20 protein-coding genes are annotated in these 19,716 nt (G+C 45.0%); 12 read left to right on the top strand and 8 right to left on the bottom strand.

The annotated features are described in order from the left end of the window. Positions 1–27: 27 nt before the first annotated feature. Positions 28–546 (bottom strand): flagellar motor switch protein FliN, encoded by a 519-nt coding sequence (fliN, locus tag EHO57_RS18625; RefSeq protein ID WP_135642659.1) that lies wholly within the window; start codon positions 544–546, stop codon positions 28–30. An 81-nt stretch (positions 547–627) separates the two neighbouring features. On the opposite strand from fliN, the gene EHO57_RS18620 reads away from it, so the two are divergent. The 4 genes from EHO57_RS18620 to EHO57_RS19010 all read left to right on the top strand — a co-directional run bounded on the left by EHO57_RS18620 (position 628) and on the right by EHO57_RS19010 (position 4,262). Further along, a complete protein-coding gene (locus EHO57_RS18620) occupies positions 628–1,923 on the top strand; it encodes an AAA family ATPase (protein WP_210409999.1) in 1,296 nt (431 codons plus the stop codon). Positions 1,924–2,049: 126 nt separating this feature from the next. After that, positions 2,050–2,874, top strand: a complete 825-nt coding sequence (fcpB, locus tag EHO57_RS18615; protein WP_135642655.1) for a flagellar-coiling protein FcpB — start codon at positions 2,050–2,052, stop codon at positions 2,872–2,874. Beyond that, complete coding sequence (locus tag EHO57_RS18610) at positions 2,875–3,390, top strand: zinc ribbon domain-containing protein (protein WP_135642653.1); 516 nt, start codon at positions 2,875–2,877, stop codon at positions 3,388–3,390. It begins immediately after the preceding gene. Then, positions 3,390–4,262: an RsmE family RNA methyltransferase gene (locus EHO57_RS19010; RefSeq protein WP_246050795.1), complete on the top strand. Its 873-nt coding sequence runs from the start codon at positions 3,390–3,392 to the stop codon at positions 4,260–4,262. The genes EHO57_RS18610 and EHO57_RS19010 overlap by 1 nt, the downstream gene beginning before the upstream one ends. Positions 4,263–4,266: 4 nt before the next feature. Here EHO57_RS19010 and impL63 read toward each other — a convergent pair whose 3' ends face one another. Continuing rightward, a complete protein-coding gene (gene impL63 / locus EHO57_RS18600) occupies positions 4,267–5,952 on the bottom strand; it encodes a cytoplasmic membrane protein ImpL63 (RefSeq protein ID WP_135642651.1) in 1,686 nt (561 codons plus the stop codon). A 325-nt stretch (positions 5,953–6,277) separates the two neighbouring features. Between impL63 and EHO57_RS18595 the strand changes: the two genes are divergently transcribed. The 3 genes from EHO57_RS18595 to metW all read left to right on the top strand — a co-directional run bounded on the left by EHO57_RS18595 (position 6,278) and on the right by metW (position 9,416). Next, a complete protein-coding gene (locus tag EHO57_RS18595) occupies positions 6,278–7,582 on the top strand; it encodes an O-acetylhomoserine aminocarboxypropyltransferase/cysteine synthase family protein (RefSeq protein WP_135642650.1) in 1,305 nt (434 codons plus the stop codon). 116 nt (positions 7,583–7,698) lie between these two features. Next, positions 7,699–8,808 carry a homoserine O-acetyltransferase MetX gene (gene metX, locus EHO57_RS18590; RefSeq protein WP_135642648.1) on the top strand — a complete coding sequence of 370 codons (1,110 nt, stop codon included), beginning with the start codon at positions 7,699–7,701 and terminating at the stop codon, positions 8,806–8,808. Then, complete coding sequence (gene metW, locus EHO57_RS18585) at positions 8,805–9,416, top strand: methionine biosynthesis protein MetW (protein WP_135642646.1); 612 nt, start codon at positions 8,805–8,807, stop codon at positions 9,414–9,416. The genes metX and metW overlap by 4 nt, the downstream gene beginning before the upstream one ends. 156 nt (positions 9,417–9,572) lie before the next feature. On the opposite strand, the gene EHO57_RS18580 is transcribed toward metW, so the two are convergent. After that, positions 9,573–10,628: a D-alanine--D-alanine ligase gene (locus tag EHO57_RS18580; RefSeq protein WP_135642644.1), complete on the bottom strand. Its 1,056-nt coding sequence runs from the start codon at positions 10,626–10,628 to the stop codon at positions 9,573–9,575. Between the two features lie 41 nt (positions 10,629–10,669). Here EHO57_RS18580 and EHO57_RS18575 point away from each other — a divergent pair, with 41 nt between their 5' ends. From EHO57_RS18575 to EHO57_RS18555, 5 genes are all read left to right on the top strand, one after another. After that, positions 10,670–12,070, top strand: coding sequence for a hypothetical protein (locus tag EHO57_RS18575; RefSeq protein WP_135642642.1), 1,401 nt, complete (start codon positions 10,670–10,672; stop codon positions 12,068–12,070). 5 nt (positions 12,071–12,075) lie between these two features. Continuing rightward, positions 12,076–12,855 (top strand): MlaE family ABC transporter permease, encoded by a 780-nt coding sequence (locus tag EHO57_RS18570; protein WP_135642640.1) that lies wholly within the window; start codon positions 12,076–12,078, stop codon positions 12,853–12,855. A gap of 3 nt (positions 12,856–12,858) precedes the next feature. Then, positions 12,859–13,626 (top strand): ABC transporter ATP-binding protein, encoded by a 768-nt coding sequence (locus EHO57_RS18565; RefSeq protein ID WP_135642638.1) that lies wholly within the window; start codon positions 12,859–12,861, stop codon positions 13,624–13,626. 67 nt (positions 13,627–13,693) lie between these two features. Next, entirely contained in the window at positions 13,694–14,437 is a 744-nt protein-coding gene (mce, locus tag EHO57_RS18560) for a mammalian cell entry protein Mce (protein WP_135642636.1), read from the top strand. Between the two features lie 46 nt (positions 14,438–14,483). Continuing rightward, positions 14,484–15,362: an NAD(P)-dependent oxidoreductase gene (locus EHO57_RS18555; protein WP_135642634.1), complete on the top strand. Its 879-nt coding sequence runs from the start codon at positions 14,484–14,486 to the stop codon at positions 15,360–15,362. Here the strand turns inward: EHO57_RS18555 and EHO57_RS18550 are convergent. The 5 genes from EHO57_RS18550 to EHO57_RS19005 form a co-directional block, all read right to left on the bottom strand. Further along, positions 15,334–15,888, bottom strand: coding sequence for a GDYXXLXY domain-containing protein (locus tag EHO57_RS18550; protein WP_135642632.1), 555 nt, complete (start codon positions 15,886–15,888; stop codon positions 15,334–15,336). The genes EHO57_RS18555 and EHO57_RS18550 overlap by 29 nt on opposite strands. Then, a complete protein-coding gene (locus EHO57_RS18545; protein ID WP_135642630.1) occupies positions 15,885–17,069 on the bottom strand; it encodes a DUF2157 domain-containing protein in 1,185 nt (394 codons plus the stop codon). The genes EHO57_RS18550 and EHO57_RS18545 overlap by 4 nt, the downstream gene beginning before the upstream one ends. 165 nt (positions 17,070–17,234) lie before the next feature. Next, positions 17,235–18,095, bottom strand: a complete 861-nt coding sequence (locus EHO57_RS18540; protein WP_135642628.1) for a M48 family metalloprotease — start codon at positions 18,093–18,095, stop codon at positions 17,235–17,237. 11 nt (positions 18,096–18,106) lie between these two features. Beyond that, positions 18,107–18,961 (bottom strand): DUF2797 domain-containing protein, encoded by an 855-nt coding sequence (locus EHO57_RS18535; RefSeq protein ID WP_135642625.1) that lies wholly within the window; start codon positions 18,959–18,961, stop codon positions 18,107–18,109. Further along, on the bottom strand, positions 18,958–19,713 hold the full coding sequence (locus EHO57_RS19005) for an LIC_11883 family protein (RefSeq protein ID WP_246050793.1): 756 nt from the start codon (positions 19,711–19,713) through the stop codon (positions 18,958–18,960). The genes EHO57_RS18535 and EHO57_RS19005 overlap by 4 nt, the downstream gene beginning before the upstream one ends. Between the last annotated feature and the right edge of the window lie 3 nt (positions 19,714–19,716).

Genomic DNA, 19,716 nt, shown 5'->3' with positions numbered 1-19,716 from the left:
CTGTGATCCGGAACTCTCCCGTTGGATTTACATCAATCGTCGAGAAGGATCCACGATCTCAGTGATCCGAATCCCGTAATAGTCGTCCAGGATCACTAATTTTCCTTTTCCTACCAACTTACCATTGGCAAGAATATCCAAGTCCTCTCCGACCGCATTGTCCAATTCCACCACGGCACCTTCGTTTAGACCTAGAACATCCTTGATGTACATATTGGTCCTGCCCAACTCTACTGTAAGAGCGATGTTTACATCTAGTAACAGATTTAAGTTTGCAGTATTGGAAGAAACGGAACTAGAACGAGAACTTGTTTTGGGAGGAGCGGGAGCCGCAGAGGGTCCCAGAGCCGCAGCAATATCCGCGAACGAGGGTGCACCACCACCTCCGCCAGAAGAACTTCCTCCTCCTCCACTGCTTGGATCGCCTAGAAGAGAATCCAATTCCCCACTTAAATTAAAATCAGCAGAGCCACCGCCTCCGCCCCCAGGACTGGAGCCTGTTAAGAGTGCGTCTATATCGTCTTGGGAAAGGGATCCTTCACCCATAAGGGTTTGCCTCCAAAGGTTCTTTCTAAATTCTTCGACCGAACCGACAGATTATACAAGAGAAATTCTCCCGGAGAAAGCATGAAACCAGAAGATTGGAACCCGCCTGCCCGTCCCAGTTCAGGCAATATTTTAGATTTTACCCAAGCCAAGGCACTTCTGTACGGAGAATTAAAGGAAGCCGGGGTCCCGGAAGCCCAACTCCCCTCCTTTCTTCCCGAGAAGAAGGATCTAAAGATAGAATTTCCTATTCCGGGAGCAGATAAGACCCAGTTACTGGACTGCTTTCATATTGTCCGAAATCATATAGAGAATCTTAGGATCCATACTTTCGAACCAGGATACTGCTGTCTCCAAGCGTTGAATGAGAATTTGTTCGAAACCAAGAATATCCTGGATAATATTAAGTTTCGTTTTTATTCGGGAAGGAACCAAAGCAAGATCGAGATCACTAAGAAAGGAGATTTCCATCGGGAAGAGATCTTCGCTGCAATCGATCTTTTCAAATACCTGAGACTTTCTAAACAAGAGTCGGTCCAAAATCCAAAGGAACTTTTATTACGATTGGGAATCGACGTCTTCGATCCGCAAGAGGCAAAGAAGAAGGGAGACTGGGTAACCTTCGATTCGATCGCCGGTTACGAAGATGTGAAAAGACAGATCCTGGAATCGATTATCCTTCCCCTAAAATCTCCTGGGACCTTGGAAGAAGTCGCCAAACTCACTCGTAAATTCCCCGGTAGGACCAAACCCAGGGCCATTCTTATGGAAGGAGAACCTGGGGTCGGAAAGACCACTATGGCCAAGGTGATCTCCTGTATGACGGATATCCCTCTCATCTACGTGCCAGTGGAATCTATTTTAAGTAAATATTATGGGGAAAGCGCCCAGAATATGGCCTATGTATTCGATGTGGCCTCCCTCTTTCCCTCCTGCCTCTTATTTCTGGACGAGATCGATTCCTTAGCAGGTTCTCGGGATGACGGTTTATTTGAAGCCACAAGGAATATTCTATCCGTGCTTTTACGGAAACTCGACGGTTTCGAGGGGGGACAAAAATCAATCACCCTAGGAGCCACGAACCGAAAACAGGACCTGGATAAGGCACTTCTGTCCAGATTCGATCGTTCCGTTCTATTCCCTTTACCTAATGAAAGGGAAAGAGCGGCTATATTAGGAAATTATGCAAAACAACTGACCGAACCAGAACGCATAACAATATCGCAACGCTTGGAGTCTTTTTCCGGTAGGGATTTACGGGATTTTTGCGATTTTGTGGAAAGACGCTGGGCTGCGAGTCTAATCGAAAAAGGATTGAAACCGGCTCCTCCCCCGTATGAACTGTATTTGGAAACGAGCTCAAAATCCGGAAAATAGCAGTTTTCCTCTCGAAAATGTAAGTCTTGGATTTAATCGGGAGTCTATTTTTCCGATACTAGAGACAGGGTTTTCTCGGTTTTCGAAGAAATCCAATTCTGCATAGAGACCAAGGAATAGGGTACAATGAAACGCAAAATAGCATTCTGCCTGGCGATCTTCTCGATTGTTGGCATACTCAACGCTCAAGACAACCAAGCTCAAAAGAAAGAAGATGGCCAAGTTGGAGCGGCCATTCTGGACACTGAAAAGGGTCTAGACCAAAGAGTTACCGCTCTCAATGAAAGGCTGAAACGTCATACCGTACTCATGAAAATGAAAGTACGTATCCTTCCCTTCCGCACCGTTCTATTCAAAGGAAAAGCGAATAATGACGAGTGCGTTCCTGCAGCAAGCAATGCTCAGGAAGATACGGCTAATAACTGTATTCGTGTAGAAGTTTACGATTTCATTAAGGACGAGGAAAGAGGCCAAGGAAGAGTTGTCCAAGGTGGACTTTCCAAATACATGGAGATCTACTTCGAAGGACCGAACTCGAATGATCCGGATCCAAGAATGGAACCTCCTCGTAAGATCTCTAAGATCATCAGCCGAGTTTACAAAAATAACTTCCAGATCGAAGACAAATCCGTTTCCGAGATCATTGATCGTTCACCAAATGATCAACCGGCTCATAACGAAAAGATCGAACTTTTCTACCAAAAGAACGGCTATCCTGAGTGGAACCGCCCTGAAACTCCTAGTGAAAAAGGTGTCGGTAAATATGTATTGTCTAATGTAGAAAATACTAAGACCCACCCTATCCGTAACTCTTTCAAGAAGACCTTCTATATCAAACATCTGGATAATTTCGACAGACTCTTTACCAAGATCTTCGATTATAACGATCAATTAGGAAACGAGAACTACAAAGAGAACGTTAATACTCTCAAGGAGTCCTTGAAGTACTAAGTGCGGTACATTGTTCCTTGTTCCTCTTGTGGCACCGAGCTCAGAATTCCCTTGGATTTGGGAAGGCTGACCGTTCGGTGCCCTAGATGTTATCATTCTTTTGTATTCGATCCTGAAGATCCTGCCAGCTTTAGAGGCGGAAGATACGATTCGCCCGGGCAAGATCCTAACAAAGGGAATCCTCGTTCTATTCGGGGATTTTTTTATTTTCTACGAAACTCCTTCGATCGCATTCGTTCTAAATTTAAGAAGAACGATTCCTTAGGCTGGGAAAGCCCGAATTCTCCCGGACAAAGAGAAAGCTATACTCCTAGTTCCGGATTTGGTCCCATGCTCGCTAAGTATATTCTATTCGCATTGATATTCGTCGGTATTGTTCGGGCCTGCTTCTATTCTTCCGTTGATTGGAACGATTCTCCGAACCAACAGCAGTGGAATCCATTACAAGAAAAATCTCCTATCCAACCACAAGAAGAGCCTGAGGAAAACGAAACCCGTCCTCAAGTCGACACCTAATGAATATTTTACTCCTGGATCCGAAAGAGAGATCATCTTTCGGTGAATGGAAAATTCTCTCCTCTGAAAAGATCCATCATATTCAGAATATATTAAAGAAAGAAAAGGGAGACTCTATCAAGGCAGGCCTGATCAACGAGAGCCTTGGACTTTTCAGGATCAGAGAGATCTCTTCGGATAAGATCAAAGGGATCTACACTCCGATCCTACAACCCAAAAGAAGAAGTCCCCGATTGCAATTCATCTCTTCTGTGCAACGCCCTCCCACTGTGGAGAAGATACTGCATCTTGCAGGAGTATGGGGAATCCATTCCCTCGAATTTCGCTTTGCGGACCTTTCTAGAAAGGAATATCTGACCTCCCCTATCTGGAGAGAAAAACACGTACAAGAAACCTTGCACTCAGGAATGGAGCAAGGCGGGAATATCTATCTTCCTCAGCTGGAATTGGGCTTTAGCCTGCCGGAAAAAGGCAAAGCGCCTGTTCGAGACAAGAGTCTTAAGGAGAGATGCGAAACGATAAAAGGTCCGGCCTTCTATTTGGATAAGAAAGGACTTCTCCTTTCAGAATACAAAGAGGACATCCGAAGAGATCTATCTAGATCAGAAAATGCATATGGCGATCTTTCCAGGAAGGATCCTATAAGCTCAAAGAAAGGATTTCCGGAGAGTAAGTCTGAATCATTTGAAGTTGGATCCACTGGCCCAGTTTCTATTCTACTCGGCCCGGAGCCAGGCTGGACCAAGAGAGAAATCGCATTCTTTCATGAGAAGAAGATCCAACCTGTTCGACTTTCAAAAGCTGTCCTTAGATCGGAGCAGGCATTTGCATTCTTCTTAGCTCAATGGGAAGCTAGCTTTCCAAATTTCTGATCTTTTAGAAGGAAAGAGAATTGGAAAAGAGCACCTTCTTCTCGTCTTGAGCCTGGAAGGAATTCGTGGTGCTATCGTACACCCAACGTCGGATCTCTTGCAAGCGAATGCTGACAAAGCCCAGATTCAATGCCGCTTCGACGGCTCCGACAGAGTTTGCGTCTACCTTGAAGGCATCCTTGTTCTGATCGAAATTCTTATGAGTAAAATATCCGGAGAAGATCAAAAGAGAACCGACAGGAATGTACATCCCCAAGAATACTCTTGAGTTATTCGGGCCATTATAGTTTTCAAAGTTCCCTTCTATGGACATACGATAGAAACTCAAGACCATAGAAGTAAAATATCCTTTCACCCGAGGTCCGTTCGGATCCACTAACTGAGCCGCTTGCAACTTGGTTTCCGGGATCTGGGTTTGGGTATTGGTTTGAAATCTCTCGATCTCATAAAAGCTATCGAAGTACATAGGAATATAGTTCGCATCCATATTCCTGTATTCGGGTTTGATCTTCATATAGATATCATTCCCACCGAACTTGAACTGGACACCCGTATGAGTCCCTTTCGCATTATTCAGTATCTTGATCGTATTCACGTCGTAGTATGGAGTAAGCTCTACGTATTTTGAACTGATCAATTTGTATTCGGCATCCATTCCTTGAATACTCAGCTTTTGGGTCTGGTCTACGAGAGGATTATTATTCGAATCTAATCTGAGCCTTCCTGTGGTATCGAATGCAAGTTGGGTGGGAGCCTTTGTATCGAATGCGGTAGTAAAGCCGATCGCAAATCGATTCGAGAAATTGTCTTGGTTAAAGAACTCCTTCACCTTTTGCTGGGTGGTCTGAGGCTTCTTTTCTATGGGCACCATGGTCTCCACAGGTTGATGGGTTTTCTGGTCCTCTACAAGCGCTCTGTATTTTTCCCTGTCCTCGGGGTCTACTCCAGCTTCTTCATAGACTTTCTTGCGTCCTGCTTCGTCGGCAACATTCCCCTGGCCTACTTGCATCATAGAGAATAGTTGGGATCTTCCTGTTAATATATCGAATCCTTTGAAGACCATTGCGAGAGGTCTAGCGTATACACGGCCTGCCCCAATCTCATGCGTATAAATGGAATTCGTAAATACCTGAACACCACCGTAGTCGCTATTGATATCTGACATCAAACCTACGTTATAGATATCGATTCGTTGGTTATTCACATATCGGTTTACGATGGTACCGTGGCCTATATACCCATCGAAGATCTTCCCCGCATAAAAGGAGAAGCTCGTTTGCCCCGGCTTGTACTGTCCATACGTCCCATACCAGATATTATTGATCACCCTCAGATAGTCGCTTTTCTGATCGTAGTCTATCTTACGGATGCTTCCAATTTTGGTAGTTGGGTCCTTGGGAGCCTGATCACTCACAAGAATGTTCAAGGGAGCCGTCAAAGAAAGTCCGAAGTCTCCTCCGAAGTTCAAATTGATCGTGGGGGCGACGTACAAGTAGTAATCGTTATTGAACTTATTAATCCCCAAATCGTACGTGAACGGATCCGGAGGTTGCATGAATTGCCTTCCGGGTGGCATCCAGAGTTGTGCCTGCAATTCATCTCCCGGTGTAGGAAGAAAATATACGGAGAAAAGCAGAAGCCCGGGGAAGAGAAATGATATCTTAAGCTTTTTCAAAAGTTCCAATTTCATAGATCTACCGGATATTTCCGGAGACGCACCTTTCCAATTCGCAGAGAATATTATCTTTAATATCGTATTTGCAGCTTAGAATCTAAACGGCGAAGTAATTCTAACCAGACCCTTCGATCAAAAACCAGTAAAAGAGTAATCTTTCTCTTATTTTGGAAATTATTTTCTTAATTTTATTTTCGAACCATGACTTGAGGGACAGAATAGTCCCAAATTTTCGTTTTCGAACCCATTCTGTTATAATAAATTTTATATCCTATTTAATGGAATTTTGCTGGACATTTCGGAGGAATTTTCTGAAATAACCTAAAAGGAGTTTCAACGCATGGCTAGAAATTATAAACCTGAAACAATCGTTCTGCACGGAGGACAGGCGCCCGATCCAACCACCACTTCGAGAGCCGTTCCTATTTACCAAACTACTTCCTACGTTTTTAAGGACACCGATCATGCAGCGAGACTCTTCGGCCTGCAAGAATTCGGGAATATCTATACAAGGATCGGAAACCCAACCACTGATGTTCTAGAGCAAAGAGTAGCAGCTCTGGAGGGCGGGGTCGCGGCGCTTGCTACCGCATCCGGTCAATCCGCGGAAACATTAGCTCTTTTGAATATTGTGGAAGCTGGACAGGAAATCGTGGCTTCTTCTTCTCTCTATGGAGGGACTTACAACCTTTTGCATTATACTTTTCCGAAGCTCGGGATCAAGGTCCATTTCGTGGATCAATCCAATCCGGAAAATTTCAAAAAGGCGATCAACGATAAGACAAGAGCGATCTTTGCCGAAACTTTAGGAAATCCTAAATTAGATACTCTGGACATCGAAGCGGTTGCTAAAGTCGCTCACGACGCTGGGATTCCTCTTGTCATCGATAATACCCTTCCTTCTCCTTATCTAGTGCGTCCGATCGATTTTGGCGCAGACATTGTGGTTCATTCTCTTACCAAGTTCTTGGGAGGACACGGGACTTCTATCGGAGGGATCATCGTAGATTCCGGTAAATTCAATTGGGGAAATGGCAAATTCAAGAACTTCACCGATCCCGATCCAAGCTATCACGGTCTGAAATTCTGGGATGTATTCGGTAAATTTGAACCGTTTGGCGGAGTGAATATTGCATTCATCATCAAAGCGAGAGTACAAGGACTTAGGGATTTGGGACCTGCCATCTCTCCTTTCAACGCCTTCAATATTCTCCAAGGAATCGAGACTCTCCCATTGAGAGTGACCCAACATTCCCAAAATGCGCAGAAGGTAGCTGAATTCCTTTCTAAGCATCCTAAAGTTACTTGGGTGAACTATCCAGGTCTCACTACCGACAAGAACTATGCTCTTGCGAAGAAGTATCATACCAGAGGACTTTTCGGCGCGATCGTAGGCTTCGGTGTTAAAGGTGGGATCCCGGAAGCGAAAAAGCTGATCGACGGGTTGGAATTATTCTCTCTCCTTGCAAACGTGGGAGATGCTAAATCCTTAGCGATCCACCCAGCTTCTACCACTCACCAACAGTTGAGTCCGGAAGAGCAATTGAGTAGCGGTGTGACTCCTGAGTTCATTCGTCTATCCGTTGGTCTGGAACATATCGACGATATCCTTACGGATCTCGATGAAGCTTTGAAAAAGGTGTGACTTTCGACTCGATCAAAAAAATCGTCTAAAAACAGGCCACTTTCCCGTTTTCTCTTCAAACTTGTTTGAAGGATCCGAAAATGAGGAAAGTGGCTTCGGCTTTTGGTGGAAATCGAATGGATTTAGAGCGCTCAGTAGGAATCGTTGAAACAAAAACGGCAACCTTAGGCGATCTGCGCTTGGACAACGGCTCTGTCCTTTCCCCTACTCTAATCGCGTATGAAACGTACGGAACTCTTTCTCCTGCAAAAGACAATGCCATCTTGGTCTGTCATGCTCTCTCCGGCGACGCTCATGCCGCAGGATATCATTCTTCTTCCGAGAAACGTCCTGGCTGGTGGGACGATTATATCGGCCCTGGCAAATCTTTCGATACGAACCAATTCTTCATAATTTCGTCTAACGTGATAGGTGGATGCAAGGGATCTTCCGGTCCGATAAGCATCAATCCGGTTTCCGGTAAACCTTACGGGTCGAGCTTCCCTTTCGTGTCCATCAAGGATATGGTGGAGGCTCAGAAGCTTCTCATAGATTCTTTCGGGATCCAAAAATTATTCTGCGTGGCCGGTGGTTCCATGGGGGGAATGCAGGCTCTGCAATGGAGTATCTCCTACCCCGACTTCCTAACGAACTGTATTATTTTGGCATCTTCTCCCGAACATTCCGCGATGCAGATCGCATTCAATGAAGTGGGAAGACAAGCGATCCTTTCCGATCCGAATTGGAATAACGGCTTGTACGAAGACAATGCCTCTCCTCGAAAGGGCCTAGCTCTTGCGAGAATGGTGGGCCATATCACTTACCTTTCGGACGACAAGATGAGGGAGAAATTCGGCAGGAACCCTCCTCGAGGAAACCTATTGAATTCCGACTTTGCTGTGGGAAGCTATCTCATCTACCAAGGGGAAAGTTTCGTAGATCGTTTCGACGCGAACTCGTATATCTATGTTACCAAGGCTCTGGATCATTTCAGTTTAGGCAAGGGCCAAGAACTTACCAAAGCATTGAGTCCCGCTCAGTGTAGATTTTTGATCATCTCTTATAGTTCCGATTGGCTGTATCCCCCCGCTCAGTCCAGGGAAATCGTAAAGAGCCTGGAAGCCGCAGACAAAAGAGTCTTTTATGTGGAGCTAAATACCAAGGAAGGACACGATAGTTTTCTTCTTCCAAACGCTAAGCAGGAAGATGTGATCAACGGATTCTTAAAAATGCCGGTGGATGAATGATCGCTTCTAAAGTTTTAAGCAGCAAAACTCTTCGAGAAAGACCGGACTTCGCTTATATTCTGGATACGATCTCTCCCGGCTCCCGAGTTCTCGACTTGGGTTGTGGGAACGGTGACCTTCTCTATCTACTCAAGCAAAAAGGGATCCGAGGCCAAGGGATCGAGAAAGACGAAGACGCGATCGTGGAATGTATTCGTAAGGGGGTCTATGTCCATCACGGAGATATAGATGAAGGTCTCAGTCACCATGAGGACAAGAGATTCGACTATGTGATCCTGAACCAGACCATCCAAGAGACCAGACATCCGGGAGATATCATCAAAGAAGGTCTCCGTATCGGAAAAAGGGTCATCATTGTATTTCCGAATTTCGGATATTGGGAAGTCCGATTTAGGATCCTATTCCAGGGGAAGACTCCTGTTACGGACCTTCTTCCCTATCGTTGGTTCAACACTCCGAACTTACATTTTCTTTCCGTTCTAGACTTCGAGGAGTTTTGCCAGATCCGAGGATTTACGGTCGAAGATAAAGCTTTCTTCACGGACCTGAAACAGGTGCGGTTCCGAGCAAATTTCTTCGCCAAGCTCGCACTCTTTCAAATTCGATAAGAGGTATGCGAGGAACTGAGCGGATAGTTCCCACATGATTTTGTTCGAGAAAATTTGTGATTGTGAGATTTAAGGATTTCTGATATACGGGACGAGCTTCTCCCACAGGCCACTCCCCCCTACCCGAAGATGGGTGGGGGCCACGCTCAGCCAACCTCAAGCCACTGGCACTTTACCTGCTCTCTCTAATGCCTGATCGATCAAGGATTGATATAACTCTTCGATCGGGATCCCTGCTGCCTTTGCTTGCTGAGGGATTAGGCTTGTCTCTGTCATTCCAGGAAGAGTGTTCGTTTCTAATACAAAGGGGACCCCGTCTACAAGAATGAAATCCGTTCTGGAATACGCTTCGCAACCCATGGTCTTATGAGCGAGGATCGATTGTTCTTGGATCTTTTGGATGATTGGCTCCGGCAAACGAGCAGGAGTGATCTCTTGCGAAAGTCCCGGTTTGTATTTGGATTCCACATCAAAGAATTCCCCACCTGGAATGATCTCCGTGGGAGGAAGCGCCCTTGCGATTCGCTTATTTCCCTCTTTCTTTTCCCAAACACCGCAGGAGACTTCGGTTCCTTTTAAGAATTTCTGTAAGATCGCGTGGTCTTCTCGCTCGAAGAATTCCGGAAGTCGTCTCTCCAAATCTTCTGCAGTATTGATCCGAAAGGTATGAAAACTGGAACCTCCTTCCACAGGCTTTAGAAAAAGAGGATATTCTAGATCCAAGGTTTCGACCAAAGTCGGATTCTCTAGAAAATCTTTTTTACGCAGTTCCCAAAAAGGAGCGACCGACATTCCCGCTAAATGGAATAAGCGATTAGCGCGTATTTTATCCATGGCCAATGCGGAAGCTTTCACATCCGAGCCTGTAAAAGGCAGCCCGAGTACTTTCAAGAATCCTTGTATAGAACCGTCTTCTCCGCTTGTTCCGTGTAGACCTAAAAAGACCACATCACAGTCCAAGGAAGTAAAGTTAGAGGCACTCACTCCGTGCAATTCTTCGAATTGTTTTAAATATAATTCCGGATTCCCGTTTGCTCCTTCGGGAAAAATAGGTCGATATTCTTTAGGGATCACCCAACGTCCTTCCCTGGAGATGAGAATGGGTTTGACCGAATGTCCCATGGAGGCCAATGTCTTACTTATGAAAGTACCCGTTCTGAGGGAAATTTCGTGCTCCGTCGACGTTCCTCCGAATAATACCGCTATCTTCAATGGTTACCCCTATTCTCCCTGTTTAGGATCTGTTCGGAAGAATGTTGCATAAGAATATTCTCCTTATCCTTTTTTTCCTGTTTTGTACGGAAAGCGTATTTTCTGAATTTCCTTTTAAACCGGTTTCTCCCTACCCCTCCGAGTACAAACAATTCTGGTTCTTGTACCAATCCGAAAAACGATTGGGAGAAGAAGAACAAATTTACCGTCCCTTCTTCTCCACATACACCGAGACCAAATCGAATTATAAGTACAGAACCTTTTTATTCCCTATATTCTATTCGGAGCAGACCGATTACTGGAGGGTTTGGTCCTTCTTATTCTTTATTAGCGGAACGGAATCCTTTCACGATGATATTGGCTGGGACGAGGACACCCTCTCTCCTCTTCTCGTATGGGGAAAAGGAGAAACGGTAAGAGAATCCTACTTCGGTTTTTTTCCATTTTACGGAGGAATGAGAGGAAAGATCGGTTATGCGGAACTGAACTTTGTCCTCTTTCCTTTCTACACGAGTTGGAAGCATAAGAATTATACTGCGCGAAGTATTTTTTGGCCTCTCATCATGTGGGGAGGCTCGGAAGTCAGGGACGATCTTCGGTTCCTTCCCTTCTATTCTCAAAAGGTGCATAAGGGAAAATATGAGCGTTACTCTGTCCTCTGGCCATTCATTCAATGGGGGAATATCAATCAGGACAAGAGAGAACCGTTCTCTTATCTCATGCTCTGGCCGTTCTATTCTTCTAAGAGTTCGGAATATGGGAATATGAAGGCGAAAGCATTCTTCTGGCTGCCGATCTTCGGCTCCCTATTCTCCTACGGATACGATAAAAGGACTCACGAAAAGGATCTAAACATATTCTTTTTCATTTTTCAATACGGTCAGAACGACGATGAAGATTATAGAAAATTAATATTCTTCCCTTTTTACGGATATTATAGGTTCGCTTATAAAGAGACCCGCTTCCTTACTCCGTTCTATTTCCGTTTGAGCACGGACAGTTATCATCTCAAGTCTTCTGAGACCTATTTCATTCCCTTCTGGTGGAGGACGAACCGCACCTATGTACAATGGGGAAGAGAGGAAAACTATTATAAACTCTGGCCCTTCTTCCGTTGGCATGAGGACAGGGACGGAAATCTTACTTGGAATTTCCTTTCCTTATTTCCCATTAAATCGGAAATTGTGGAAAGGATCTGGGATCCGGTCTGGTCTATCGTAGAGTACCAAAGGCTCGCGAACGGAGAGAAGCGTCTTTCCTTCCTGATGAGACTGTACACCCAAAGATGGAGTAAGGATGAATTGCATATCCATATTCCTTTTTTGGTGGAATACAGCAATACTCCGGAAAAGATCTCCTACCAGTTCCTCTACGGTCTTTTCGGAGTAGAGAAAGATAAAGAAAAGACAACGGTGCAAATTCTTTGGTGGATTAAAATATAATTCCGATGCTGGGATCCTTAAAAGAAAAAACAAACGATACTCTTTACGCAGCCGGTTACACAATCGTTCTCATCGCGGAGACCTTCCTAAATCTAAGATTCGCAGTAGAGAAACGAAAAGAGATCCTGGACCAGATGTTCATCTCCGGAGTGGGAAGCCTTTTCGTGGTTTCCGTGGTGGCCATCTTTACGGGAATGCTTCTCACATTGAATACCGGTCTTGGATTAAAGGACTTCGGCGCGGAAGGCCAAGTAGGTCTTCTTCTTACGATCACTCTCACCAGGGAAATGTCTCCCTTCATGACTGCATTGATCCTAGCGGCATCTATTGGTTCCGCGATCGCGGCAGAGATAGGCACAATGAAAGTTTCCGAAGAGATCGACGCCCTGGAAGTCATGTCCATCGATCCGGTTCGCTTTCTCGTATTTCCGAGAGTATTAGGTTTTTCTTTAATGGTTCCGATCCTATGCGTTTACTCCACCATCCTTGGCACCTTGGGCGGCGCCATCGTAGCTCACTATCAGCTAGGTCTGGAATTCATCGTATATTTCCAAGACGTGTATGAAAGGATCACTTCCATTCCCGGCTTGAAGGATGTGTATACCGGGCTTTTTAAAGGTTATGTTTTTGGTCTTATCATTTCTTCCATTTCCTGCTCTCACGGTCTGCGTACGTCCGGCGGTGCCATTGGTGTGGGAAGAGCGACTCGGGAATCTGTGGTCACTTCCTTTCTCATGGTGATCTTCTTCGGTTATGTGATCACCGCTATTTTTTACAGGCAATAGTCTATGGAAGAATTCGCAATAGAACTCATCAATCTTCATAAAGCCTTCGGGGAGAGAAAGATCCTAAAAGGAATGAACCTCCAGGTCAAGAAGGGAGAAACTCTAGTCATTCTGGGACCCTCCGGTACTGGAAAATCCGTCACCTTGAAACATATCACAGGGCTCCTAGATCCGGATGCAGGAGAATGTAGGATCTTCGGCGAAAAGATCTCGGGAGCGGAGATCCAAGACAGGGAACGGATCCGCGCTAAGATGGGAGTCTTATTCCAGTCAGGAGCGCTCATCAACTGGATGACCGTATTCGATAATGTTGCCCTTCCCCTCCGAGAACATAAACTCTATCCGGAAGAAGAGATCCAGAGGATCGTGGCCGAGAAGTTGAGACTTGTGGATATGACCGTCGCAAAGGACAATTTTCCGAACGATATTTCGGGAGGAATGAAAAAGAGAGCCGGACTCGCGAGAGCAATTGCGACCAATCCGGAGATCATTCTGTACGACGAACCTACCTCCGGTCTGGATCCTGTTATGTCAAACGTGATCAATGAGCTCATTCTCAGGATCCGAAAAGAAACGGGAGCCGCGCAGGTTGTGGTCACTCACGATATGTCCAGCGCGTACATGATCGCCGACCGGATCTCATTCTTTTACGGCGGACAGGTATTATTTACCGGAACTCCCGCAGAAGTCCAGAATTCAGACAACGAATTTGTTCGTCAGTTCATACATGGGCATACCAAAGGCCCTATGATTCTTGAAACCAAAAAATGAATCCGGGGTCAAATGAGAATATTTCGGGACAAAAATCCGATACTTATTATATAGAGTCCTTTAACAAATGAGTTCCTTTCGATATCTTTTAGTCGGCGCGATTTTCTCCGTCGCTGTTGTTGTGGTAGGTTATTTCACCGTAATGACAGAAGGCGGTCCTGTACAAAAACGGGGAGAATTCCTAAGGATCAATTTTAAGAATTCGGAAGGGATCAAGGTCGGGAACAAGGTCACAGTGCAAGGCGTTCCATTCGGCTATGTTTCCAATATCCGTCTCATTCAGATAGATGAGAATGGAGCGGTACTTCCTGCCGGAGAAGTAGGAGTCGCGACAAGGGTAGAAGTTACCATTCTATTGAAAGAGCCCTTGAGAATGTACGAGAATTACGATATCACGATCCGTAACGAAAGCCTTCTTTCCGGAAGGGTGATCTCCATAGATCCTGGGACTTCCGAGTCCGCGGATGAAAGAGGTCCAGCTAAAACCTTCCCGGTTGTAGACTATAAGGCGGGCGCTTCTCTCAAAGGAAGGGTACTCCAAGATCCTTTGGTCTCTCTTTCCGAATTGATCGCAGAGAACAGGGGAGATATCCGCAAAACCTTCTCCAATGTCGCCGATATCACTACCAAGATCAATAGTGGGGACGGAACCCTCGGAAGGTTGATCAACAGGGACGATCTTCACACCAATGTAAATACAGTGCTCACGGATGCACAGATCGTATTAAGGGAATTGAGAGAAGGCCTAGAAGATACGAGAGAGCAGGCTCCGGTCACAAGCTTTATTCGCGCCGCACTCAGTTCCTTCTAACAGCCTTTTTCTTGCAAAAACTTCCGAACTCATAGATCCTTTCTCTATGTCTGAACATACAATTGCAATCTTAGGTACCGGTATTATGGGAAGAGGGATCGCAAACAATCTCTCTCAAGCGGGGCATTCTCTTCATCTATTCGCGAGGACCCCTGAGAAGATCGCCGACATGGAATCGCCTACTCGGAAAGTATTCGGGGATATCTATGCGGCGGCGAAGGATTGCGAGATACTCATCCTCTGCCTAACCGATGATACTTCCGTAGAAAGCGCAGTCTTTCAGTCAAAATTGCTGGAAGCAAAACCGAAATATGTGATCGATATGGGGACCACTTCCCCTTCTCTTACCCAAAGACTTGCGGAGGCATTCCAAAAGAAAGGTGTGAAATTCTTAGACGCTCCAATGACAGGTTCCAAGAACGCAGCGAGAGACGGTCAGATCTTATTCATGATCGGCGCGCATTCCCAGGAAGAGATCTCCGAGATCCATTTTGTTTTGGATATCTGCGGTAAGAATATTGTGTATTGCGGTAAGGTAGGAGACGGGCAAAAGGCGAAGATCGCGTTGAATATGGTACAAGCAGGCATCTTTCAGATCTATATGGAAGGATTCCTTTTAGCTGAGAAGCAAGGGATCTCTCCCGAGATCTTAAAAGAGATCATCCAACAATCTGGTGCAAAATCCGGGATCAGCGATTTCAAATTTCCTTTCGTATTCTCGGGGAATTATGAAACTCATTTTGCATTAAAGAATATGCATAAAGATCTGAGACACGCACTTGCTCTCGCTTCTGAAACGAATACAGTCCTTCCCCTTTCCTCTCACTTGGATCCGATCTATCAGTCTGGGATCGAAGCAGGACTCGGGGAGAAGGACTATTGTAGCTTAAACGAGGTTACTGCGCGGATTCGGCCGGCCAAATAATGGTTTCTATCAGACCGGAACCGTCTTCCTTCATCCTAAGCTGGACTTTAGCTCCGGGTTCTCTTAACTTGGCATCCCATTCCTTTGCCTTCTCTTCCGGAATATAATATTTACGGAATGGATACTCGAATCGACCGTATTTGCAGCTTCCTTTGATATAGGTCCAACATTTCAGGATCTCTCTTTCGGAAGGACTGCAATCGGCCAAATACTTTGCCTCATAGGATGAGGGCTCTCGACTCTCGAAGCAAACGCAGGAACCGTATTCGGAAGATTGCAATTTCACTCCTGTCTCTCCTGATAAGGAAGAAGTGTTCGAGTCCTCATTACATACGCTTTCCGAATAACTAGGATCGATCTGAAATCTTAAAAAATGCCCCGATAGTAGGTCTCTTGGATCATAACCTGTGATCGGAAGGATCAATACCTTACCGTTCCTTAGATCTATCTCTCTCTCCAGAGTTAAGGAACCAAGAACCAAAATCGGAAGAAAGATAGAAAGCAAAGCTCCGTAGAATCGTTTCATAGTCCTAGTTCCTCCTCAGGAAAGAGTTGATTTGCCTTGATCCGTATCTTCTCTCTCAGTCTGAAAATGAGGGCGCTAAATCCTAAAATGAAGATGCCGGAGATGATGAGACCGACTCCAGTATCGAGCAAGGTCCCGAACACTTCCAGGTAGGCGACTACGAACCGGATCCCGATCACAGTTAAGCAGAGATCGAACCATCTTCTGGATTGGAAGAATACGAATGTCAAAGGGAACCAGGCAAGAAAGAAGTAAAAGATCGCCGGGAACTTACCTGCCCAATGAGTGAGTTGCGGATAATTGAGTAAACCCAAGAATATCCCGGAAATACTGAAAAGCACTAGCTTTCTTGCAGAGAAGCGCTTTCTGAATAAACGACCTCCCAAAAGGAAAAGCAAAGGAAGAATCGTAGGCACATACCAAGGGAACGGAAGAGTAAAATAATTCCCTGTCAGATTCGTTTCTTTTACGGAATCATAGGCAGTCAGAAAAGTTCCTAAGACGGAAGAGTATATGAAGTAAAACAAATACCAAACTAGGAACGGATTGGCAAGAATAGACCTCCTGTCTTCGCCCGACTCCATTCTCTTGTCCAAGAAAATGCTGATCGCACCGAAGACCCAAGACAACCAAAATGCCATTAAATAAATATAATATTCTCTTTGTCCGGAGAGCATATCGAGATCGGCAAGCGCGTAAAAGAGGGCAAATCCGAAGGCTGCTATCCAAAGATGGAGCAAAATCCTTCCGGGATAGAAGAATAGCAATAGAAAGGTCATCCCACACCAAAGAGCGATTGCCTCGTAGAATTTTCCTTGGGTATGATAGATCTGAGAAATGAGACCTATATTCGCCAAACAAAGGGCACTAAATAGTAGCACGAGCAAATATCGAATAGAAGAATTCCAGAACCCCCTTCTCTCCGAATATAGGATCAATAAGGCAATCCCGATTAACACGGAAAAGCTGACGAATAATTTTACAGAATAATGGATCTGATCCCAGTTTGCTGCTACGAGCGCGATCACTCCTAACCCTAAGACAACAATACCTAGAGCTAAGAACGAATAAAATGCGTATGGGATCTTTTTTGCATTTTCAAATGCGAAAATTGCATCTGCCTGCTCTTTATTGATGAGGCCGGCATCCATCCAGATCTTTAATTTTCCCTTCCAATTCATGGCCGTCTATTTCCGGCCTTCGAAAGGAAAGAGTCAACTCTCTTTCTAAAATGCTTTTCTTATTCAAAAAGCAAAGCCCGTCTTCGGATCTATTTAACAGAGTGAAACAATTCGCTCATATTGTTCCGAAAGAAGGAATCAGTGATCCCAGTCTTCCCGAGGAGTTTACTCTGCTTTCTCTCCTAAATACTGAGAGATCTTGGATCGGTATCTTTCTCTAAAAAAAGATTTCGGATTCGGTTTAGGGATCTTAGCCTCTTTCAACCTTCTTTCATTTTCTGCGATCCGTTCTTCGTCCATTGGGTGAGTACTTAAATACTTTTCCAAGGGAAGATTCGTATCTTGTACATCTCCCTGCTCTTTTCGCCAGACTTGGATGTCCTTAAAGAATTCTGAAATGGCTCCCGGATAATACGGAGTAGATCTCATGTATCGGAAACCGAACTCGTCCGCTTCTTCTTCTGCGGATCTACTATTCGCTAGACTAAGTAAATTCGTGGAAAGACCAGCCAAGTTTGCCGCATGCTGTGCTAGTTCAGAACCCAAAACATAAGAAAGAGTCAGATACAATCCGTAATACAAAGCGATCGAAGTGGATAACTGTTTGGTAGAATGCCTTCTCTCCGCGTGAGCGATCTCGTGCGCCAAGATGCCGGCTAGTGTAGCTTCATTCTTTACGAAATGCAAAAGCCCAGTGTAGACGAAAATATATCCGCCAGGGGCACAAACCGCATTGATCGTATCGTCATCTTTTAATAAGGTCACCTTATAGGGAAATTCATCCTTATAACGGATCTCCTTGGATTTCAGGATCTTATCCGTAATGGACTGTACGTAATTCTGAAGCTCCTGGTTCTTGTAGACCTTAACATTATTCTCCCCTTGGACAACTGACTTAAAAAAGCGCTCTCCCAGGAATTTGTCGATTTCCAACGGAAAGGCGATATCTACAAGCCATCCACAGTTCTGAAAAGAAAATGCAATAGTAACGATTAGAAAATATTTCCGGATTGCGATCAGTTTCATTCTTCCCTTTCTTATTCGGAAAAAAGTCGGATCTCATATCCTGCGTAAGCCCGGATATTGATCACCGTATCTTCGAATAGTAAATATTGCCCCTTGATCCCGATCAGTCTGGAATCGATCTCCGTTTCCTTGTCCGGAGAAAAGGACTTTGATTTTTTAGGATATTCTAATATAGGATAACTTAATTTAGTCACCGAGGTAGTGTCCAATTCTGTATAAGGGACTCCCAGATCCCAGGAATCGAGCACGGCCAATAGTTCCTTCTTCTTGGAGACCAGGTCATATGGACCTGAATCCTCGGTTACCATCTTCTGCCATTTGGTTTTATCATCTATCACAGTAGTGAATTGTTTCTCTATGAGTCCGGCGTCCCTTCTGGAAGTTACTTCTAAGAGTGGAATGGCTTCTTGCGCTCCCTGGTCCACCCAACGATTCGATACAGGATTCTCTCGAGTGATCCCCACCTTCAGTCCGCTCGTATTTGCTAAATAGAGAGTATGTTTCTGAAAGCAGTAACCTTCTCCCCATTCCGGTTCCCTGCAAGTTCCCAAATGAAAATGGCAGGTCTCAGGACGAAGAATGCAAAGATCATTCTCCGCTAGCGTCTGAAAACAGGAGAAGCAGGCTCCTTGGTTAAAGCTCTTACTGGTTACTTTTCCGCAGTGAACGCAGCGGATCTTTCCTGTAAACGCAAGCTTTACTTTTTTACCGACGAGTTTACCGACCTGAAAATTAGGAGAAGTTAATATTGCTTCCTGTTTTCCGGCTTCATTAGAAGGATAAGTCGCTACAACCCAGATATATTCCACCGGATCGATCCCTTCGTGATCCAACATTCTTAGGAAACCGTGGGAGAGTTCCTTCATGGAAAGAAGTATTCCTTTCCACCTAAAGGCCGCAAGCGGGAATCTACTTTTACGGAAAGGATTGTGCTTAATTCCTTGCCTTTCCAATCAAAAACTACAATCGAATCCCCGAAAGAATAATGGCTCAATCTTCCATCCGTATGATAATACAGATGAAGATCCCCTTCTCCATTCTGTCCCGGTATCAGAAGAACACCCTTACCTGCCAAGGTGGAGCCTTCGTACCATTTCACATGGATCGGAAGTTTTTTCGGGACCGAAACTGCCGGATCGGGAGAGCTCGCCGTGGATATAGGCAGGGATCTCTGAGAAGGAATACTAGAAGATGCCGGAGCGCTTGCTTGGGAACCGTTGGGAGATTCGGCAGCTTTCGATTTTTCTGCCGAAGCATTTTCCGACGGAGTCGCCGGATTTTGAGAAGAAGAAGACGTATTCCCTTCTCCGCTTGCAATTTGGCTAGACTTAGAGTTCGATCCGGAAGAATGATCTTCTAAACTGCTGACCCGAAGAAGGGCGCATTGAAAATTCCCTTCTAGTTTCGGAAAGTCTTCCCCACAAGGAATTTCTCTCAAAGTAAATTCCTGATCAAAATGGGAGACTCCGGTCCTGACACTTTGCGCAATCTTTGCAAATGCGTAGAATTTTAATCTTCCCAGAACTTCTTTTAATCCGTAATCCTTCCAGCCGGTTTGTGTTTCCGCTCCAAGAGAGAAGGCAAATAAAATAGGAACAATCAGTAAGGCACGTTTCATGTC

Origin of the sequence: Leptospira langatensis (assembly GCF_004770615.1) — a bacterium.
Classification (GTDB): Bacteria; Spirochaetota; Leptospiria; order Leptospirales; family Leptospiraceae; genus Leptospira_B; species Leptospira_B langatensis.
The sequence above is the reverse complement of the archived record's forward strand: the minus strand, read 5'-3'. Positions and strand labels throughout refer to the sequence as shown.